Genomic DNA, 19,650 nt, shown 5'->3' on the forward strand with positions numbered 1-19,650 from the left:
ATCACAATGTGAACAGGAGCAAGGAGAAATCGCGATGGCTGATGCAACGATGTGGTGGGTTTTGGCGGGTGTCTTGGTGGCTCTGGAGTTGTTGACCGGCACTTTTTATCTGTTGATGCTGAGCCTGGGGGCTGTGGCTGCCGCCTTGGTGGCCATGGCGGGCCATGGCCTGAACACACAATTGGTCGCCGCAGCGCTGGTGGGCGGCTTGGGGGCTGTGCTGCTGGGCCAATGGCGCAAGCGCCAAACCACCACGCCCCAAGAAGCGCAAGACCAACATCTGGACCTGGGCGCCACGGTTCAGGTCGACGCCTGGGATGCGCAGGGCACCGCCCAAGTCAAACACCGGGGCGCAGCCTGGACCGCTGTGCTGGCCCCAGGCCAAACCGCCGATCCGGGCGTGTACCGCATTCAGGCCATGGCGGGCAACCGCTTGGTGCTGGAGAAAAATTAAACCTTCGATTACCCATTCAAACTCAGGGAGAAAAACCATGGAAGTCGCTGCCATCCTCGTGATCATCGCGATCCTGTTCATCGTCAAGACCGTCAAGGTCGTGCCACAACAAGAGGCTTGGGTGGTCGAAAGGCTGGGCAAGTTCCACGCCAGCCTGGCCCCGGGTCTGAACTTTGTCGTACCCTTTGTCGACAACGTGATCCAAAAGCACAGCCTGAAAGAAATCCCGCTCGACGTGCCCAGCCAGATTTGCATCACGCGCGACAACACGCAGCTGCAGGTCGACGGCATTTTGTACTTTCAGGTCACCGACCCCAAGCTGGCCAGCTACGGTTCGTCCAACTACATCGTGGCCGTGACCCAACTGGCGCAAACCAGCTTGCGCAGCGTGATCGGCAAGTTGGAACTCGACAAGACCTTTGAAGAACGCGACATCATCAATGCGCAGGTGGTGGCCGCCATCGACGAAGCAGCGCTCAACTGGGGCGTGAAGGTGCTGCGTTACGAGATCAAGGACCTGACGCCGCCCAAAGAAATTTTGCTGGCCATGCAGTCACAAATCACGGCCGAGCGCGAAAAGCGTGCGCTGATCGCGGCTTCGGAAGGCCGCCGTCAAGAGCAGATCAACATCGCCACCGGCGAGCGCGAGGCCTTCATTGCCCGCTCAGAGGGTGAAAAGCAAGCCGCCATCAACAAAGCCCAAGGCGACGCCGCCGCCATCACCGAAATGGCCAACGCCACCGCGCAGGCCATTGAGCGGATTGCCACTGCCATCCGACAGCCCGGAGGCGAACAAGCGGTGCAGCTCAAGGTGGCCGAGCAAGCGGTGCAGGCCTACGCCAAAGTGGCGCAAGACGCCAAGACCACGCTGATCGTGCCGGGCAACATGAGCGAGGTCTCGGGACTGATCGCCTCGGCCATGCAGATGGTGAGCACCGGCAAGCAAGCCGGTTGAAGCAGACCTGGAGACGCAAAAAAACCCGCTGAGGCGGGTTTTTTTGTGGGCTATGCCCAGTCCGATGTTGCCCGAAGGCAAGCGCATCAGCCCATGTGCAAACCGCCGTTGACGGCAAAGTCAGCACCGGTGGTGTAACCACCGTCTTCGCTGGCCATCCAGGCGATGATGGAAGCGATCTCGCTGGGCTTACCCAAGCGCTTGACGGGCACGGTGGCCACGATCTTTTCGAGCACGTCAGGTCGAATGGCGTTGACCATGTCGGTGCCGATGTAGCCAGGGCTCACGGTGTTGACGGTCACGCCTTTGGTGGCCAGCTCTTGGGCCAAGGCCATCGAGAAACCGTGCATACCGGCTTTGGCGGCCGAGTAGTTGGTTTGACCGGCTTGGCCTTTTTCACCGTTGACTGAGCTGATGTTGATGATGCGGCCCCAGCCTTTTTCGACCATGTCGGCAACCACTTGTTTGGTCACGTTGAACATGGAATCCAAGTTGGTGTTCATCACGGCTTGCCAGTCTTCACGCGTCATCTTCAGGAACATGCGGTCCTTGGTGATGCCGGCGTTGTTGACCAAGACGTCGATCGGGCCATGCTCGGCTTTGGCCTTGGTGAAGGCTTCCACCGTGGAGTCCCAGTCGCCCACGTTGCCCACCGAGGCGTAGAAGGTGAAGCCCAGCGCCTTTTGCTCGTCCAGCCATTTGGTGTAGTCACGGGTGGGGCCGCATCCGGCGATGACCTTGAAGCCTTCTTGGTGAAGGCGCTGGCAGATTGCGGTACCGATGCCGCCCATGCCACCTGTGACGTACGCTACTTTTTGACTCATGTTTGTCTCCATTTTTATGAGTGGTTGAAATGATGGGAAATTTGAAATTAGACGCGCTCGATGGCCAACGACACGCCCATGCCGCCACCAATACACAGTGCGGCCAAGCCCTTCTTGGCTTGGGTGCGCTGCATTTCGTGCAACAAGGTCACCAAGATGCGGCAGCCGGACGCGCCAATGGGGTGACCAATCGCGATCGCGCCGCCGTTGACGTTGACCTTGGCCGGATCGATGTCGAGCGCCTGGTTGACGGCGCAAGCTTGTGCGGCAAAGGCTTCGTTGAGTTCGAAAAGGTCCACGTCCTGGGCTTTCCACCCCGCACGGGCCAGCGCCTTTTGCGAAGCAGGCACGGGGCCCATGCCCATGGTGGCTGGGTCCAGACCGCTGGTGCCAAACGCGGCAATGCGGGCCAAGGGCTTGAGGCCCAAAGCGGCAGCCTTCTTGGCGGTCATGACCATCACAGCGGCTGCGCCGTCGTTGATGCCCGAAGCGTTGCCTGCGGTGACGCTGCCTGCCTTGTCAAAGGCGGGGCGCAGACCGGCCAGCACTTCTTCGCTGGTTTTCTTGTTGATGAATTCGTCGGAGTTGAACACCAGCGCATCTCCCTTGCGCTGAGGAATCAGCACATCGACGATTTCGTCCTTGAACTTGCCCGCTTCTTGCGCAGCGGCTGCTTTGCGCTGGCTGCCTGCAGCGAGAGCGTCTTGCATTTCGCGGGTGATGCCGTGGGCCTTGGCCACGTTTTCAGCGGTGATGCCCATGTGGTACTGGTTGTACACATCCCACAAGCCGTCCACGATCATGGTGTCGGTCATCTTCCAGTCGCCCATGCGCTGGCCGTCGCGGCTGCCGTTCAACACATGTGGGCTGGCGCTCATGTTTTCCTGGCCACCCGCGATCACGATCTCGCTGTCGCCCCAAGCCACGGCCTGCGCGGCCAACATCACGGCTTTCAGGCCCGATCCGCACACCGCGTTGATGGTGAGGGCTGGCGTTTCCTTGGCCACACCGGCTTTCATCATGGCTTGACGGGCGGGGTTCTGGCCCACGCCTGCGGCCAACACTTGGCCCATGATGACTTCACCGATGGCGTCCACCGGCAAGCCGCTGCGCTCCAGCAAACCTTTGATGACGATGCTGCCCAGCTCGGTGGCGGGGGTCTTGGCGAGCGAGCCGCCAAATTTGCCCACGGCGGTGCGTGCAGCTGCAACGATGACGATGTCTTCCATGATTGTCTCCAGTAAAAAATCTATCAGGCTTTGGCTTTGACGTAGCGACCCGGAGCCGCTTCGATGGTTTTGTATTTCGCGGCTTTTCCGTAGGTTTTAGGCGCGGCAATTGGCTTGCCTGCATGGCCCTTGAGCCAATCCGACCAGTCGGTCCACCAGCTGCCGGGCACCTCTTTGGCGTTGGCAATCCAGTCGTTCACATCGGCCGGGAATTTTGTGCCCTCGCTCAGCCAATGGCTGCGCTTTTTGGCAGCGGGCGGGTTGATCACACCCGCGATGTGGCCCGAGGCGCCCATGACAAAGCGCTTCTTGCCGGGCAACACTTGTGTGCTGGCATAAGCGCCGCCAATCGGCACGATGTGGTCTTCACGCGAGCCGTAGATGTAGACCGGCATATCGACCTTGCCCAGATCAATGGCTTCGCCGCACACGGTGACCTTGCCGGGCTTGACCAGGTTGTTTTCGAGGTAGGTGTTGCGCAAGTACCAAGCGTAAAACGGGCCAGGCAAATTGGTCGAATCGCTGTTCCAGTAAAGCAGGTCGAACGGCGGCGGTGTCTCGCCTTTGAGGTAGTTGCCCACCACGTAGTTCCAGACCAGGTCGTTGGGGCGCAAAAAGCTGAAAGTGGATGCGAGGTCTTGACCTTTGAGCAAACCGCCCTGGCCCATTTGCTGCTCACGGAACTTGACAAAGTTCTCGTCGATGAACACGTCCAAGATGCCGGTGTCGGTGAAGTTGATCAGGGTGGTGAGGAAGGTGGCGCTGGCCACCGGTTTTTCGCCACGCGCCGCCAGCACGGCCAGCGCGGTCGACAAAATGGTGCCGCCCACGCAAAAACCCAAGGCGTTGATCTTGGGTGCGCCGGTGATGGCCTGCACCGTGTGGATGGCCTCGATGGCGGCGTGCTCGATGTAGTCGTCCCAGGTCTTTTGGGCCATGGACTCGTCAGGGTTGCGCCAGCTCACCACAAAAGTGCGGTGGCCTTGGCTGACGGCGTAACGGATGAGCGAGTTTTCGGGCTGCAGATCGAGGATGTAGAACTTGTTGATGCAAGGGGGCACCAGCAAAAACGGCTTTTCGTAGACCTTGGCGGTGAGCGGCTTGTATTCGATGAGCTGGAAAAACTCGTTTTCAAAAACCACCGCACCTTCGGTGGTCGCCACGTTCTTGCCCACTTCGAACAAGCTCTCGTCGGTCATCGAGACGTGGCCCTGCTGCATGTCGTGCATCAGGTTTTTCACGCCCTTGGCGATGCTTTCGCCATGGGTTTCAATGGCTTTCTTTTGTGCTTCGGCGTTGAAAGCCAGGAAGTTGCTCGGCGCGGCAGCCGCCACCCACTGCTCAACAGCAAAGCGGATGCGGGTGCGTGTTTTTTCATCGGCATCAACGGCGTCGGCCAGGCCCATCAGGGTGCGGGCATTGAGCAAATAGGTCGCGGCATTAAAAGCCGCCATCGGGTTGGTGGACCAAGCCTCACCCGAAAAACGGCGGTCTTTGACTTGCAGGCTGTTGTGCAGGCTCTGATTCCACAATTCAGAGGCGTCTTTGAAATACTGGCCTTGGAGGCTTTGCAGCTTTTCAGGGGAGAATTTGAGGTTCGGCACAGATGCATCGGCGGACGGCTTCAGACCGCCCAAGTCGATGGTCTGAAAATGCTGCATGGCCTGGCTCCAGCTCTTGCTGAGGTTTTGCTGAAAACCATCGCTCATTTGGGTCCAAAAATCTGGCGCTGAAGTGCTCATTGTTTGTCTCCTGAATCCATCATTTTTTACAACCCGCGCCTCGAGTATCTTTCAGTTTGTTGTCACCTAAATTACAAGGGCCAAATATTTATGTATCTGATCGTGATCGCATGGCTCTATGTCACCTTGCTCATGGCTCTGGCTGAGGCTTTTAGTACCCAAGGCAGTGTGTTGGGGGCCATCATCACCTTTGTCCTCTATGGCTTGCTGCCCATGGCCTTGGTGGTTTACCTGATGGGCACCCCCCTGCGCCGCAAGGCCATTCGCCGTCAGGAAGATCAGGCCCGGCAGGAAGCCGCTTCCAGCCAGCAGGACTCAACGCTCCAACCAGATGCAGGCGGCCATGCGACCGCTTTGCCCGAGACTGCGGCTGTCCCTGCGGTGGGAGAAGAAAAGCGTTGACTCTGAAACGGTGCACCAGGGCGGGCTGCTGTCATTGCCAAAAACGGCTTGCACGCCCAAGGCCTTGAGGCGCACGCGGGCCAAACCGGCCAGATCGGCCATGAACTTGCCATCGGCGGTGGGTTGAAAGAGCGCCTGCACCTCGGGTGAGCCGTCGTCGAAGGCGGCCTGCACTTCTGGCCCTACTTCAAAGGCTTGCGGCCCAATGCAGGGCCCAAGCCATGCCATCACGCACGACACATCGGCCCCCGCACGCTCCAAGTCCGCCCAAAGGCTCTCGAGCACACCCCGTCCTTTTGACGCTGCAGGCCCGCTTGGCCCCGCCAGCCCTCGCCAGCCCGCATGGGCTGCAGCCACCCACCGCCCGTCTGCATCAGCCAGCAAAACCGGCAAGCAATCGGCTACCATGATGGTGCAAGCCACACCCGGCTCCAGGCTCCAACAGGCATCGGCCGCCAAACCATTGGGCGTGTCCGAGCCCAATTGCACACTGGCTACCCCGTGCACCTGCTGTAAAAAAACGGCCCGCTGCCCGATGTGTGCCGCCAAGCGCTCACGGTTGCTGTGGACATCGGCCACCCGGTCGCCCACATGGTCACCCAGATTCAGACTGTCCCAAGGGGCGGCAGACACGCCCCCCTGACGAGTGGTCATGAGCGAACGCGCACGAGGGTGAATCGGCCAATCGGGTTGTATCCACTGGGCATTCAGGTTTTGCATGTTCAAAATCATAGCGCCGCGCCTGCCGCCTGCTTTTATTGTGTAATTGCGACATGACAAGCGAAGCCGATGTGCATTCCCATGCCCCCGAACTGCCCTGGATTGTGGAGGGCCAGGCCCTTCCCCCGGTCAGCTGGGCCTGGGACGCCTCATCGCCCGCGCCGGGACTGCTGGCTGCCAGCAGTGATTTGTCGGCCCAGCGTTTGATGGAGGCTTATGCCGAGGGCATTTTCCCTTGGTTCAACATGGGCCAACCGGTGCTGTGGTGGAGCCCGAACCCGCGCATGGTGCTGCAAACCCGTGATTTCCGTTTTCACCGATCGCTGCAGCAAAGCCTCAAGCGCTGGAGCCTGTCGCCTGACTTTGAGTTGTGCTTTGACCGGGACTTTGCCCAGGTGATCCGCCACTGCGCCACATCGCCCCGCGCCGGTCAAAAAGGCACTTGGATTGTGCCCAGGATGGTCGACGCCTACGAAGCGCTGCACCACAAGGGGCTGGCCCACAGCTGTGAGCTGCGCATCCAAGGTGAACTGGTGGCTGGCCTTTACTTTGTGGCCTTGGGCCACGCGGTGTTTGGTGAGTCCATGTTCACCACCATCACCGATGGCTCCAAGATGGCGCTGGCTTGCCTGGTGAGCGTCTGCCTGCAACACGGCATCACGGCCATTGACTGCCAACAAAACACACGGCACCTGGCCTCGCTGGGCGCCCGAGAAATACCCCGCAGCGACTTTCTGCGCGGCGTGCACCACGGGCGAGAACAAGCCCCCATTGACTGGGCAAGTCAGTCCTTGAACTGGACCGCGCTGACTGCAGGTGCGGCCCTGACATGACGCAGCTGAAAGAACTCCCACTGCAAGCCTTGCAGTTTTATGCCACCGCCCCCTACGCGTGCAGCTATTTGCCCGATCGCTCAGCCCGCTCGCAGGTGGCCACGCCCAGCCACCTGATCCACAACGAGGTCTATGCAGATCTGGTGGAGCAGGGCTTTCGGCGAAGCGGCCTCTTCACCTACCGACCTTACTGCGATGGCTGCCAGGCGTGCCAGCCTTTGCGCGTTCTGGTGCACGCCTTCAAACCCGACCGCAGCCAGCGCCGCGCTTGGCAGGCCCACAGCGATTTGCGGGTGCGGGTGCTCGACTTGCAGTACGACGCTGAGCATTACGCGCTGTATCTGCGCTACCAGAATACGCGTCACCCGGGCGGCGGCATGGACCACGACAGCGTCGACCAGTACACCCAGTTTCTGCTGCAAAGCAGAGTGAACTCGCGGATTGTGGAGTTCAGAAACCCCGGGTTTGGCGACGAGCTGGGTGAGCTGAAAATGGTCAGCATCGTGGACGTGCTCAACCAGGGTTTATCGGCCGTCTACACCTTCTACGAACCCGATGACACGGCCAGCTTTGGCACCTATGGGGTTCTCTGGCAAATCCAGCAAGCGGCCCAACTGGGTCTGCCCTATGTTTACCTGGGTTATTGGATCGATGGCAGCCCCAAAATGAACTACAAATCCCGTTTCAAACCCTGCGAACTTCGGGTTCAGGGTCAATGGCGGCCTTTTGAATGAGGGCGCATTTTTAGCCTCATGAACGGTGCAGACCTCGGGTCTCGTGGCCACGGAAGTCAGCGCTCTAATTTCACAGTGTAAAATTAACCGTCTTGGCAGTACACGATGAAAAAAGACCCCGCACTCACCACCGCACCCACCATCCAGGTGATTGAACGCATGTTCACCCTGATCGATGTTCTGGCCTCGCGCGAAGAAGCCATCTCACTCAAAGAAATCAGTCAAAAAACAGGGCTGCACCCTTCGACTGCACACCGCATCCTCAACGACTTGGCCACGGGCCGTTTTGTGGACCGTCCGGAGGCCGGCAGCTACCGCTTGGGCATGCGTTTGCTGGAATTGGGCAACATGGTCAAGGGCCGCCTGAATGTGCGCGACGCCGCCTTGGCGCCCATGCGTGATTTGCACAAACTCATTCAGCAGCCGGTCAACCTGAGCATGCGCCAAGGTGATGAAATCGTCTACATCGAACGCGCCTACAGTGAGCGCTCCGGCATGCAGGTGGTCCGTGCCATTGGCGGTCGGGCACCTTTGCACTTGACCTCGGTGGGCAAGCTCTTTTTGGCTGCAGACGACCCTTTGCGCGTGCGCTCTTATGCCACGCGCACCGGGCTGGCTGGCCAAACGCGCAACAGCATCACACAACTGCAAGTGCTCGAAAGAGAACTCTCGCGCGTCAACCAGTCCGGTTTTGCGCGTGACAATGAAGAGTTGGAATTGGGCGTGCGCTGCATTGCTGCAGGCATCTACGACGATCAGGGCAAGTTGCTGGCCGGTTTGTCCATCTCGGCACCCGCCGATCGATTGGATGAAAGTTGGCTGCCGAAATTGCAGGAAACTGCCCGGACGATTTCAAGTACCCTGGGGCACCACGAGGGCCGCTAAGGCCCTGCAGATCCGGCGAAAGTCAGCCCGGCATTTGGGTCATGGTTTCCAAAGAGCGGTTGTCCATGGACGACTTTTGCTCAAGCCACTTGCGCACACGTTCCGCATCGCCAATTCGGCTGAACTTGCCCGCTGAATCCAGAAAAACCATGATCAGATTGCGGCCTGCCACTTGGGCTTGCATGACCAGGCAACGACCGGCCTCAGAGATGTAACCGGTCTTTTGCAGACCAATGTCCCACTGCGGGCTTTTGACCAAGCCATTGGTGTTGTTGTATTGGAGTGTTTTGCGACCCACAGCGATCTCACGGCCATGCGAGGTGGACAACTCGCGCAGGATCGGCTCGTCGTAGGCTTTGGCGGCCAAAACGGCCAAGTCACTGGCACTGGACTGGTTCTGGCTGGACAGACCCGTTGGCTCCACATAACGTGTGTCCTTCATGCCCAAAGCCCGGGCCCGCTGGTTCATTCGGTTGACAAATGTGTCCATGCCGCCCGGAAAAGTACGCCCCAAGGCGTGGGCAGCACGGTTTTCACTGGACATGAGGGACAGATGCATCAATTCGCCCCGGCTGAGCTCGGTGCCCACGGCCAAGCGGGAAGTGCTTCCCTTTTCCGTGTCCACGTCGTCCTGGGTGATGCGGATGCGCTCGTCCATGGGCAAATTGGCCTCTGCAATGACCAAGCCTGTCATCAACTTGGTCAAGGATGCAATCGGCAAGACCGCATGGTTGTTTTTGCTGTAAAGAACTTCCTGGGTCTGTTGGTCCACCACCAATGCGACGCTGGAGTGCAGACCCAAGGCGTCTGAAGTGGCGTGCAAGCCAGCCATTTGACCAAACGATGCGCGAATCGGGCGAGCATTGTCAGTGGCTTTGAAGTTTCTGGTGTTCAGGGTCGCTTTAGCTGTTGTGGGTTTACGGTCTGCAGACTTGGCTAATTTATTTTTGCTGGGACCCGAATTTTTAGCGTTTTGAACCTTGTGTGGGCCTGCCGACTTCGCTGAATTCTTTTTGCTTTTTTGTGCATTCGAAGGTGTCTGTTTTGCATTTTGTGCGTAAGCCAAGCTCAACTGACCCGACACGATGGTGACCAGACCGACGCTGAACGCCAAAACAGCAATGCGCAACCAAGATTTGGGCGAAAGAAAATTGGAAACGGGTTTCAGCGACATGTCTTAACGGTCAAAATTACAAATGTGACCCAGAGTGTATCTAAATAAAAAAGTCGCGCAAGAACAATAACTTACGCGACTTTTATAAAGCAATTAATTACCTATTATGTATTCATTTTAACCCTGAGCAGCCACCCGATCCGCTTTGCTCTGCAATTTATTGAGTGCACTCAGGTAGGCTTTGGCCGAGGCCACCACAATGTCTGGATCAGAGCCAACCCCGTTGACCACGCGACCACTGTTTTGCAGCCGCACGGTCACTTCACCTTGGCTTTCGGTCGAACCGCTGATGGCATTGACCGAATACAGCACCATTTCGGCACCGCTCTTGATGTGTGACTCAATGGCTTTGAGCGAGGCATCCACCGGCCCATTGCCGTCGGACTGGGTTTGCACCTCTTTGCCGGCTACCGTGAACACCACGCTGGCATGAGGACGCTCACCCGTCTCGCTGTGCTGCGACATGGAGACAAAACCGTACTGCTCTTTTTCAGCCGTCACGCTCTCGTCGCTGACCAAGGCAAGGATGTCTTCGTCAAAAATCTCGCTCTTGCGGTCGGCCAATTCTTTGAATTTGGCAAACGCATTGTTGATTTCGGTTTCGCTGTCCAAGGTGACACCCAGGTCTTGCAAACGCTGTTTGAACGCGTTGCGGCCGCTGAGTTTGCCCAAGACGATCTTGTTGGTGCTCCAACCCACGTCTTCTGCACGCATGATTTCATAGGTGTCACGTGCCTTGAGCACGCCATCTTGGTGAATGCCTGAGGCGTGGGCAAAGGCGTTGGCGCCGACCACCGCCTTGTTGGGCTGCACCACAAAACCGGTGGTCTGGCTGACCATGCGGCTGGCGGCGACGATGTGGCTGGTGTCAATGCCGATGTCGAGGCCAAAGTAGTCGCGGCGCGTCTTGACGGCCATGACCACTTCTTCGAGCGAGCAATTGCCCGCACGTTCGCCCAAGCCGTTGATGGTGCATTCGACTTGGCGGGCGCCGCCGATCTTCACACCGGCCAAGGAGTTGGCCACCGCCATGCCCAGGTCGTTGTGGCAATGCACCGACCAAATCGCTTTGTCCGAGTTGGGAATGCGCTCGCGCAAGGTGCGGATGAACTCGCCATACAACTCTGGCACGGCATACCCAACGGTGTCGGGCACGTTGATGGTGGTGGCGCCTTCAGCGATCACCGCTTCCAGAATGCGGCACAAAAAGTCCATGTCGCTGCGATAGCCGTCCTCTGGGCTGAACTCCACATCGCCCACCAAATTGCGGGCAAATCGCACCGACTGCTTGGCCTGCTCAAACACCTGGTCGGGTGTCATGCGCAGCTTCTTTTCCATGTGCAACGGGGACGTGGCAATGAAGGTGTGGATGCGCCCGCTGTTGGCCCCCTTGAGGGCTTCAGCCGCGCGAGCAATGTCACGGTCATTGGCACGCGACAAAGAGCAAATGGTGGAGTCCTTGATCACATCGGCAATGCTTTTGACGGCCTCGAAATCGCCATTGGAGCTGGCCGCAAAACCGGCTTCGATCACGTCCACGCGCAGACGCTCCAGCTGGCGGGCAATGCGCAGCTTTTCGTCGCGTGTCATGGAGGCACCGGGCGACTGCTCGCCATCGCGCAAGGTGGTGTCGAAAATAATCAGTTTGTCAGTCATGTTCACTCCTGGTCAAAAACCCGCAAGTCCAAGCAAAAATGCAAAAGGCCCGATGCGGATGGCATTCGGGCCTTTTGGGAAAATGTTTGCGTGCGCTACACATCCCGCCCGAGGGGCGCTAGCAGTAGTGCAAACAAAGAAAATTTCATACAAACACTGTAGCACAGTTCAAAACAGGTGCTGTCGTTCAGTTGACATCACTGGTGCAAGCCCCGTTCATCGGGCTCGTCGGTGGAGGTGCTGATCATGCTCGTGGGCTGGCCTTTGGCTTTGCGCCAGACATAAACCACATAACCACTCAAGCCGTAAGCCACAAACATACCGAACAACACCGTCGGTGGATCAATGTTCACGGCCGCAATGCCCAAAGCCACCAGCACCAGCGTGGCAAAAGGCACGCTCTTTTTCATGTGCATGTCCTTGAAACTGTAAAACGGCACATTGGTCACCATGGTCAGGCCCGCAAACAGGCACACGGCAAACATGCCCCAAGACACGGCTTTGGCGGGCACAGCGTTTTCAAACATGATCCACACAAAACCCATGACCAAAGCCGCAGCCGCTGGCGAGGGCAGGCCCTGGAAATAACGCTTGTCGACCACACCCGTGTTGACATTGAAGCGTGCCAAGCGCAGCGCCGCACAAGCGCAGTACACAAAAGCCGCAATCCAGCCCCAGCGGCCCAGTTCCTTCAAGGTCCAGACATAGGCGATCAAAGCAGGCGCAGCGCCGAAAGACACCATGTCAGACAACGAATCCATTTGCTCACCAAAGGCGCTTTGGGTGTTGGTCATGCGGGCCACGCGACCGTCCAGGCTGTCGAGCACCATGGCGCTGAAGATGCCCACGGTGGCCAAATCAAATCGGCCATTGATGGCCATGACGATGGCATAAAAGCCCGCAAACAGAGCCGCCAAAGTGATCATGTTGGGCAACATGTAAATGCCCTTAGAGGGTTTGCGTACCGGTGCTGGGCCCTCTGCGTCTTCAGCGGTGTTGTTGGCTTTGTTCATCTTCCGTTCCTGTTGGGGATTTTTGGATCCGTCCCGTGTCAGCTGAGTTTAAGGCAGACCCAGCGCCCAAGAAAAAGGCCACCTGAGTGGCCTTTTTCCATCTTACCCAAGGGCAAGATCAGTTGCGGGTCTTGTCAACCAGCTTGTTCTTGGCGATCCAAGGCATCATGGCGCGCAATTGTGCGCCCACAACTTCGATGGAGTGCTCGGAAGTCAGGCGACGGCGGGCCGTCATGCTGGGGTAGTTGGTGCGGCCTTCCAAGATGAACATCTTGGCGTATTCACCCGTCTGGATGCGCTTCAAGGCATTGCGCATGGCTTCGCGCGACTGCGCGTTGATGACTTCAGGACCGGTCACGTACTCGCCGTACTCGGCGTTGTTCGAGATCGAGTAGTTCATGTTGCCGATGCCGCCTTCGTAGATCAGGTCCACGATCAGCTTCAACTCGTGCAAGCACTCGAAGTAAGCCATTTCAGGGGCGTAACCGGCTTCCACCAAGGTCTCGTAACCCATCTTGATCAGCTCAACCGCGCCACCGCACAGAACAGCCTGCTCACCGAACAAGTCGGTTTCGGTCTCTTCTTTGAAGTTGGTCTCGATGATGCCAGCCTTGCCGCCACCGTTGGCCATGGCGTAGCTCAGGGCCAAAGCGCGGGCCTTGCCACTCTTGTCCTGGTGAATCGCCACCAAGTGGGGCACGCCGCCGCCTTGAGTGTAGGTATTTCGCACGGTGTGGCCAGGGGCCTTAGGGGCGACCATCCACACGTCCAAGTCTTCACGGGGCACCACTTGGTTGTAGTGCACGTTGAAACCGTGAGCAAACGCCAAAGAAGCGCCTTGCTTGATGTGGGGCGCCACGTTGTTGTTGTACACGTCGGCGATTTGCTCGTCGGGCAACAAGATCATGACCACGTCAGCGGCTTTGACAGCGTCGTTGACTTCCATCACGGTCAAACCGGCTTTGCCGACTTTGTCCCATGATGCGCCGCCTTTGCGCAGACCGACCACCACTTTGACGCCGCTGTCGTTCAGGTTCTGGGCGTGGGCGTGGCCTTGCGAGCCGTAACCAATGATGGCAACAGTCTTGCCCTTGATGACGCTCAGATCACAATCTTTGTCGTAAAAAACTTTCACAGGGTTCTCCTTAGGAATAAAACAGGTTCAAGGGTTGAGTTTAGACGCGCAGGATGCGCTCGCCGCGCCCGATACCGCATGCACCTGTGCGCACGGTCTCCAAGATGGCACTGCGGTCGATCGCCTCCAAAAAGGCGTCGTTCTTCGATTGGTCACCGGTGAGCTCAATCGTGTAGCTCTTGTCGGTGACATCAATCACACGGCCACGGAAGATGTCGGCCATGCGTTTCATTTCCTCGCGTTCCTTGCCCACGGCACGCACCTTCACAAGCATCAACTCGCGCTCGGTGTAAGCACCTTCGGTCAGGTCCACGACCTTGACCACCTCAATGAGGCGGTTCAAGTGTTTGGTGATTTGCTCGATCACGTCATCCGACCCTGCGGTCTGGATGGTCATGCGCGACAAGCTGGGGTCTTCGGTCGGGGCCACGGTCAAGGACTCGATGTTGTAGCCGCGGGCCGAAAACAGCCCCACCACGCGGGACAAAGCGCCCGCTTCGTTTTCAATCAATACAGCGATGATGTGTTTCATGTGTGATTCCTCTTTTTGCGACGGCATGCAACCAGAAAAGTTTGGCGCAGTGAACTGCCGTTTTTCGCCGCCCTCCCCTACACACGGTAATGCGCAGGTTTGACGGGCAATAGATTCGTCCAGTGTGATGAATTAAAGATCTTCAGCGCCCATCAGCATCTCGGTGATGCCTTTGCCAGCCTGAACCATGGGGAACACGTTTTCGGTGGGGTCCGTGCGGATGTCCAGGAAAACCGTGCGGTCCTTGAGCCTGCGTGCTTCGCGCAAAGCGGGCTCCACATCCTCAGGCTTTTCAACCAAGATGCCGACGTGGCCATAGGCCTCGGCCAACTTCACGAAATTGGGCAAAGCATCCATGTAGCTGTGGCTGTAGCGACCGGAGTAATCGATCTCCTGCCACTGGCGCACCATGCCCAAGTAACCGTTGTTCAGAGCCACAATTTTGATGGGCGTGTTGTATTGCAGGCAAGTCGAGAGTTCCTGGATGCACATTTGCACCGAGCCTTCACCCGTCACGCAATACACCTCGCTGTCGGGCTTGGCCAGTTTGATGCCCATGGCGTAAGGGATGCCCACGCCCATGGTGCCCAGACCACCGGAGTTGATCCAGCGGCGTGGTTCATTGAACTTGTAATACTGAGCAGCCCACATTTGGTGCTGACCCACATCGGAGGTGATGTACGCGTCGGCATCTTTGGTCATGTCCCATAGGGTCTCGATGACCTTTTGTGGCTTGATGACCAAGCTGTTTTGGTGGTCGTACTTCATGCAGTCGCGTTTACGCCAGCCTTCGACGGTTTCCCACCACTGCGCCAGGGCCTGGCTGTCGGGCTTGAGGCCGGATTCGCGGATCATGCCCATCAACTCGGTCAACACGTCTTTCACATCGCCCACGATCGGCACATCCACCTTCACACGCTTGGAGATGCTGGAGGGGTCGATGTCGATGTGGATGATTTTGCGTTCGTTTTGCGCAAAGTGCTTGGGGTTGCCAATCACGCGGTCGTCAAAACGGGCGCCCACGGCCAGCAAAACATCGCAGTTTTGCATGGCATTGTTGGCCTCCAGCGTGCCGTGCATGCCCAGCATGCCCAAGAAACGCCGGTCAGTCGCCGGAAACGCCCCCAAACCCATCAAGGTGTTGGTGACCGGGAAATTGAGCATGTCCACCAAAGCACGCAACTCGGGGCTGGCGTTGCTCAGCAGCACACCACCACCGGTGTAGATGTAGGGGCGCTTGGCCGACATCAACAGCTGCATGGCCTTGCGAATCTGGCCGCCGTGGCCTTTGCGCACCGGGTTGTACGAGCGCATCTCGACTTTATCGGGATAGCCGGTGTACAGCGTTTTGTTGAACGACACGTCCTTGGGCACATCCACCACCACCGGGCCGGGACGGCCAGTGCGGGCAATGTGGAAGGCTTTTTTCATGACCTCGGCCATGTCCCCTGCGTCTTTGACCAAGAAGTTGTGCTTGACGATGGGTCGCGTAATGCCCACGGTGTCGCACTCCTGGAAGGCATCGAGGCCAATGGCCGCAGTGGGCACCTGACCACTGATGATGACCATGGGGATGCTGTCCATGTAGGCGGTCGCGATGCCGGTCACGGCATTGGTCAGGCCGGGGCCAGAAGTGACCAAAGCGACACCCACTTCGCCTGTGGCGCGGGCATAGCCGTCGGCGGCGTGCACGGCGGCTTGCTCGTGACGCACCAGAACGTGCTGGATGGTTTCTTGTTTGTAAAAAGCGTCGTAGATGTGGAGCACAGCCCCACCGGGGTAACCCCAGACAAACTCGACGTTTTCGGCCTGGAGCGCCTTGACCAGAATTTCGGCCCCACGCAGTTCTTGACCAGAAGAAGCGACGGACGCAGCGGATGCCATTTCGGCTTTATTGATTTCCATATATTCAACCTTTGTGAATTTCTCTAACGAAAAACCTTGGGTGCCCCTTGGCACAACTCTTGTGAAGTGGCTTTGGGACTTGAGACCACAGACATGGGCACCAAACTGTAAAAGTGCCGGACGGTGATCCGTTTGCTTTTTTTCAATTGCAACCCGTTATTATCGCACCGTTGCTGCTGGGCCTTTGAAGATAGATGTTTCATCACCGTCCAAGTGACATAATCAACCACCAAAATCCGCACGGTTAGGTTCCCACACCCAACTGTCGCTCATACAGGACACAGCCCGCCGCTGGACGCACCTTGGCCTCGGACACCGACATTTCTGACTTCCTCAAAAGCGTGGAGAAAAAAGCCTTCAAACGGGCTTTCTACCACGTGGGTGACGAGGAAGGGGCGCTGGACATCGTGCAAGACAGCATGATCAAGCTGTGCACCCACTACGCCGACAAACCGGCCCAAGAACTGCCGCTGTTGTTCCAACGGATTTTGTCCAACACCGTGCTCGACTGGTTTCGCCGTCGCAAAACACGAAACGCCCTGTTTTCCAACCTGGATGATTTTGACCACCGCGATGACCTGGGCGACTTTGACTTGCTCGAAGTCACCACGGGCGACGCCGATGCCCCCGCCAGCCAAAGCGCCGAGCAGTGGCTTGGGCGGGTACAAACCTTGGAACACATTGAAAAAGCCATCATGACCTTGCCCGCACGTCAACGAGAAGCCTTCTTGCTGCGTTATTGGGAGGAGCTGGACGTGGCTGAAACCGCCGCCGTGATGGGCTGCTCAGAAGGCAGCGTCAAGACCCATTGTTCCCGCGCCATCCAGTCCTTGAGTAAAACCTTGGCCCTCCAAGGCATGAATCCATGAAAAATTCCCAGACATCCGCCACTGCCACCACCGCCGACATGGACCTTTGGGGTCAGACCTTGGCCGCGCAATTGAACGTGCCCGCACAGAATGTGGGACACGACATCGGCGAGAGACTGCGTGTGGCACGCCAAACGGCCTTGAAGTCCCGACCCATGCCGCAACGTCTGATGCGCCACAGCCTTGCCGTCCAAGCCAACGGCACCCTCAACGGGCTGCCCGACGAGGGCCTTAACCTTTGGCGCATCTTGGTCTCTGCTTTGCCTTTGTTGGCTTTGGTGTTGGGCCTGATGCTCATTCAGAGCTTGCAACGCGACTTGGCTGAGTCCGACATCGCCACCCTCGATTCCGCCCTGTTGCTCGACGAATTGCCACCCGTCGCCTACACCGACCCGGGTTTTGTGCAATTCATGAAAATTCAGCTCCACCACGACGCGCGAAATGACTGAAACCGGTTGGACATTTGGCCTGCATTGCAGGGCAGATCAGTTGGTCACTCCACCAGGCCAGCCACAGCCACGCCGCACCCTGGGCGTCCTTTTGCAGGGGGTCCTTTCGCTGATTTTGGTCATGCCCGTTTGGGCGCAAACCCCGCCCCCCCCTTCAGCATTGGCCCCTTCTGACACCCCCACTTCATTGCCCAGCTTGTCGGAAGCGGCCAGTGCTCATCCCGTCACCCAAGCCGACTCTGCATTTTCCGCAACACCAGCCCTCGGTCCCAGCTTGCAGCCCCCCTCGGCCGCCAGCGGTGCCTCCGGCTCGGACACGAGCGCTTGGCCATCGTTGAGCAAACGCCAACAACAAGCCCTCGCCCCTTTGGCTGAAAAATGGCAAGAAATGACGGCTCAGCAACGCCAAAAATGGCTGGCACTGTCCAGAAATTTTTTCCAACTCTCGGATGAGGAACAACAGACCCTTCACAGCCGCATGCGTGAATGGGCGGCGCTCAGCCCTCGCCAGCGCAGCCAGGCGCGTTTCCATTTCAACACGATGCAATCCCTGTCTGCACAGGACAAACGTGCTCAGTGGGAGGCTTACCAGGCTCTGTCTGAACAGGAAAAAAGCAAGCTGTCCTCCGGCCCCAAGCCCCCTGCCAAAAGCGTCGCCCGCAGCTTTGCGCCGCCCAGCACCCGCTTGGTCAGTCCCCCACTGTTGCCGGTCAACGCCACACGGGCGGTACAGCGGGTCGCGCCCTCCAAGCCAATTCACCCCAAAACCTTGCTGCCTCAGCCCTCTTGAGACTGACCGACCCGGCGCCCGTTGGGCTTTGGGCCACAATCACCCCCACCAGCCTGAGCGCTCAAGTGCCCAACTTGTGACCTTACCGCCTTGAAAGTTTCCGCACCTCAGCCCCACGCAATTTCATCTTCCAAATTCCATGGCCCCCATGACTCAGCGCGTGCCCGACTCCCCGACGCCCCCAGCATCCCTGCCCGCCGATACCGACCCACTGACTGCCCCATCACTCAAACGCCGCATGGCTTGCTGGCTGTATGAGGGCATGTTGCTTTTTGGCGTCGTGTTCATTGCGGGCTATCTGTTCAGCAGCCTGAGTCAAACCCGCCACGCCCTGGACAACCGTCCCGGCCTGCAGGCATTCCTGTTTTTGATTTTGGGCATTTACTTCACCTGGTTTTGGCACCGAGGCCAGACCCTGGCCATGAAAACCTGGCACATCCGCGTGGTCTCGGCCACTGGGCAACCCTTGAGCCAGCGCCGCGCCTTGTTGCGCTATGTGCTGAGCTGGCTCTGGTTTTTACCCCCCCTCTTGCTGACCTTGCCCTTTGGCCTGTCCGCCGCCGCAGTCGGCTGGCTGACCGTGGGCTGGGTCCTGGTCTGGGCCTTGCTCAGCCGTTTTCATGCCCAAAAACAGTTTTGGCACGACGTCTGGGCCGGTACCCGCCTCATCACCTCGCGCTGAAACCCCTGAATTCACCCACCATGTCGACCACGGACTCCACCTTTGACGGGCCTGCACCTGCTTTCTCCATCTGCGTCTATTGCGGCTCCAAACCCGGCAACTCACCTGAATTCGCGCAAATCGCCGTCCAAGTGGGCACCTGGATCGGTGCGCACGGCGGCCAATTGGTCTATGGCGGTGGTCGCAATGGCCTGATGGGCCTGGTGGCAGAGGCCACACTGGCTGCAGGCGGCACCGTGGTCGGCATCATCCCCACTGCGCTGGTGGAAAAAGAATGGGCGCACCACGGCTGCACCGAGCTGCATGTGGTGGACACCATGCACGAGCGCAAACGCCTGATGGCCGAAAAAGCCGACGCGTTTTTGGCCTTGCCCGGAGGCATTGGCACCTTCGAGGAGCTGTTTGAAGTCTGGACCTGGCGCCAGCTGGGATACCACGACAAACCCGTGGGCATCTTGAACAGCCTAGGTTACTACGACACCCTGATGGCCTTCATTGGCCAAGTGGTGAAAGAGGGCTTCATGGCCGACTGGCAAACCGGTCTGGTCCGCGTTGGGACCGCGCCCGAGGTCTTGCTGCAGGCCTTGGTGGAAGCGGCGGGATTTGCACCAGCCGCCAAAACCGAACTGCTTTGAATGGGGTGAACGACGGGTCTGAATGAGCAAGC

21 protein-coding genes are annotated in these 19,650 nt (G+C 58.4%); 11 read left to right on the forward strand and 10 right to left on the reverse strand.

Annotated elements, in window-relative coordinates:
• Positions 1-34: 34 nt before the first annotated feature.
• Complete coding sequence (locus tag L63ED372_RS09855; protein WP_062405732.1) at positions 35-454, forward strand: NfeD family protein; 420 nt, start codon at positions 35-37, stop codon at positions 452-454.
• A 37-nt stretch (positions 455-491) separates the two neighbouring features.
• Complete coding sequence (locus L63ED372_RS09860; RefSeq protein WP_062405734.1) at positions 492-1,409, forward strand: SPFH domain-containing protein; 918 nt, start codon at positions 492-494, stop codon at positions 1,407-1,409.
• Between the two features lie 86 nt (positions 1,410-1,495).
• Here L63ED372_RS09860 and phbB read toward each other — a convergent pair whose 3' ends face one another.
• Genes phbB through L63ED372_RS09875 form a run of 3 tightly spaced genes read right to left on the reverse strand, consistent with a single transcriptional unit; the run spans position 1,496 to position 5,171 of the window.
• Entirely contained in the window at positions 1,496-2,233 is a 738-nt protein-coding gene (gene phbB / locus L63ED372_RS09865; RefSeq protein WP_062405737.1) for an acetoacetyl-CoA reductase, read from the reverse strand.
• Positions 2,234-2,280: 47 nt separating this feature from the next.
• Positions 2,281-3,462 (reverse strand): acetyl-CoA C-acetyltransferase, encoded by a 1,182-nt coding sequence (locus L63ED372_RS09870; RefSeq protein ID WP_062405739.1) that lies wholly within the window; start codon positions 3,460-3,462, stop codon positions 2,281-2,283.
• Between the two features lie 23 nt (positions 3,463-3,485).
• Positions 3,486-5,171, reverse strand: coding sequence for a PHA/PHB synthase family protein (locus tag L63ED372_RS09875; protein WP_442915164.1), 1,686 nt, complete (start codon positions 5,169-5,171; stop codon positions 3,486-3,488).
• 123 nt (positions 5,172-5,294) lie between these two features.
• Here L63ED372_RS09875 and L63ED372_RS09880 point away from each other — a divergent pair, with 123 nt between their 5' ends.
• A complete protein-coding gene (locus L63ED372_RS09880) occupies positions 5,295-5,606 on the forward strand; it encodes a hypothetical protein (protein ID WP_062405743.1) in 312 nt (103 codons plus the stop codon).
• Here the strand turns inward: L63ED372_RS09880 and pgeF are convergent.
• Positions 5,520-6,326 (reverse strand): peptidoglycan editing factor PgeF, encoded by an 807-nt coding sequence (gene pgeF, locus L63ED372_RS09885; protein ID WP_062405745.1) that lies wholly within the window; start codon positions 6,324-6,326, stop codon positions 5,520-5,522. The two genes, L63ED372_RS09880 and pgeF, sit on opposite strands and share 87 nt — an antisense overlap.
• Before the next feature lie 53 nt (positions 6,327-6,379).
• On the opposite strand from pgeF, the gene aat reads away from it, so the two are divergent.
• From aat to L63ED372_RS09900, 3 genes are all read left to right on the forward strand, one after another.
• The gene (gene aat, locus L63ED372_RS09890) at positions 6,380-7,159 is read left to right on the forward strand and encodes a leucyl/phenylalanyl-tRNA--protein transferase (RefSeq protein ID WP_082431668.1); all 780 of its coding nucleotides are present in this window, start codon (positions 6,380-6,382) and stop codon (positions 7,157-7,159) included.
• Positions 7,156-7,893, forward strand: coding sequence for an arginyltransferase (locus L63ED372_RS09895; RefSeq protein WP_062405747.1), 738 nt, complete (start codon positions 7,156-7,158; stop codon positions 7,891-7,893). Before aat ends, L63ED372_RS09895 begins: the two co-directional genes overlap by 4 nt.
• 105 nt (positions 7,894-7,998) lie before the next feature.
• Positions 7,999-8,778: an IclR family transcriptional regulator gene (locus tag L63ED372_RS09900; RefSeq protein ID WP_062405749.1), complete on the forward strand. Its 780-nt coding sequence runs from the start codon at positions 7,999-8,001 to the stop codon at positions 8,776-8,778.
• 22 nt (positions 8,779-8,800) lie between these two features.
• On the opposite strand, the gene L63ED372_RS09905 is transcribed toward L63ED372_RS09900, so the two are convergent.
• The 6 genes from L63ED372_RS09905 to L63ED372_RS09930 all read right to left on the reverse strand — a co-directional run bounded on the left by L63ED372_RS09905 (position 8,801) and on the right by L63ED372_RS09930 (position 16,193).
• On the reverse strand, positions 8,801-9,952 hold the full coding sequence (locus L63ED372_RS09905) for a serine hydrolase (RefSeq protein WP_156343608.1): 1,152 nt from the start codon (positions 9,950-9,952) through the stop codon (positions 8,801-8,803).
• A gap of 117 nt (positions 9,953-10,069) precedes the next feature.
• A complete protein-coding gene (locus L63ED372_RS09910; RefSeq protein WP_062405751.1) occupies positions 10,070-11,608 on the reverse strand; it encodes a 2-isopropylmalate synthase in 1,539 nt (512 codons plus the stop codon).
• Between the two features lie 197 nt (positions 11,609-11,805).
• On the reverse strand, positions 11,806-12,621 hold the full coding sequence (gene pssA / locus L63ED372_RS09915) for a CDP-diacylglycerol--serine O-phosphatidyltransferase (protein WP_062405753.1): 816 nt from the start codon (positions 12,619-12,621) through the stop codon (positions 11,806-11,808).
• A gap of 118 nt (positions 12,622-12,739) precedes the next feature.
• Positions 12,740-13,756: a ketol-acid reductoisomerase gene (ilvC, locus tag L63ED372_RS09920; RefSeq protein WP_062405755.1), complete on the reverse strand. Its 1,017-nt coding sequence runs from the start codon at positions 13,754-13,756 to the stop codon at positions 12,740-12,742.
• Positions 13,757-13,796: 40 nt separating this feature from the next.
• Complete coding sequence (gene ilvN, locus L63ED372_RS09925; protein ID WP_019429372.1) at positions 13,797-14,288, reverse strand: acetolactate synthase small subunit; 492 nt, start codon at positions 14,286-14,288, stop codon at positions 13,797-13,799.
• 132 nt (positions 14,289-14,420) lie between these two features.
• Positions 14,421-16,193, reverse strand: a complete 1,773-nt coding sequence (locus L63ED372_RS09930; RefSeq protein WP_062405757.1) for an acetolactate synthase 3 catalytic subunit — start codon at positions 16,191-16,193, stop codon at positions 14,421-14,423.
• Positions 16,194-16,495: 302 nt separating this feature from the next.
• Between L63ED372_RS09930 and L63ED372_RS09935 the strand changes: the two genes are divergently transcribed.
• The 5 genes from L63ED372_RS09935 (at position 16,496) to L63ED372_RS09955 (ending at position 19,618) form a co-directional block, all read left to right on the forward strand.
• The gene (locus L63ED372_RS09935) at positions 16,496-17,062 is read left to right on the forward strand and encodes an RNA polymerase sigma factor (protein WP_062405760.1); all 567 of its coding nucleotides are present in this window, start codon (positions 16,496-16,498) and stop codon (positions 17,060-17,062) included.
• Positions 17,059-17,511, forward strand: coding sequence for a DUF3619 family protein (locus L63ED372_RS09940; protein ID WP_062405762.1), 453 nt, complete (start codon positions 17,059-17,061; stop codon positions 17,509-17,511). Before L63ED372_RS09935 ends, L63ED372_RS09940 begins: the two co-directional genes overlap by 4 nt.
• A gap of 121 nt (positions 17,512-17,632) precedes the next feature.
• Entirely contained in the window at positions 17,633-18,301 is a 669-nt protein-coding gene (locus L63ED372_RS16520; protein WP_231624474.1) for a DUF3106 domain-containing protein, read from the forward strand.
• A gap of 148 nt (positions 18,302-18,449) precedes the next feature.
• Complete coding sequence (locus L63ED372_RS09950) at positions 18,450-18,983, forward strand: RDD family protein (protein WP_082431786.1); 534 nt, start codon at positions 18,450-18,452, stop codon at positions 18,981-18,983.
• Positions 18,984-19,003: 20 nt separating this feature from the next.
• Positions 19,004-19,618, forward strand: coding sequence for a TIGR00730 family Rossman fold protein (locus tag L63ED372_RS09955; RefSeq protein WP_062405767.1), 615 nt, complete (start codon positions 19,004-19,006; stop codon positions 19,616-19,618).
• Positions 19,619-19,650: the final 32 nt, after the last annotated feature.

Source organism: Limnohabitans sp. 63ED37-2, assembly GCF_001412535.1.
Lineage (GTDB): Bacteria > Pseudomonadota > Gammaproteobacteria > Burkholderiales > Burkholderiaceae_C > Limnohabitans_A.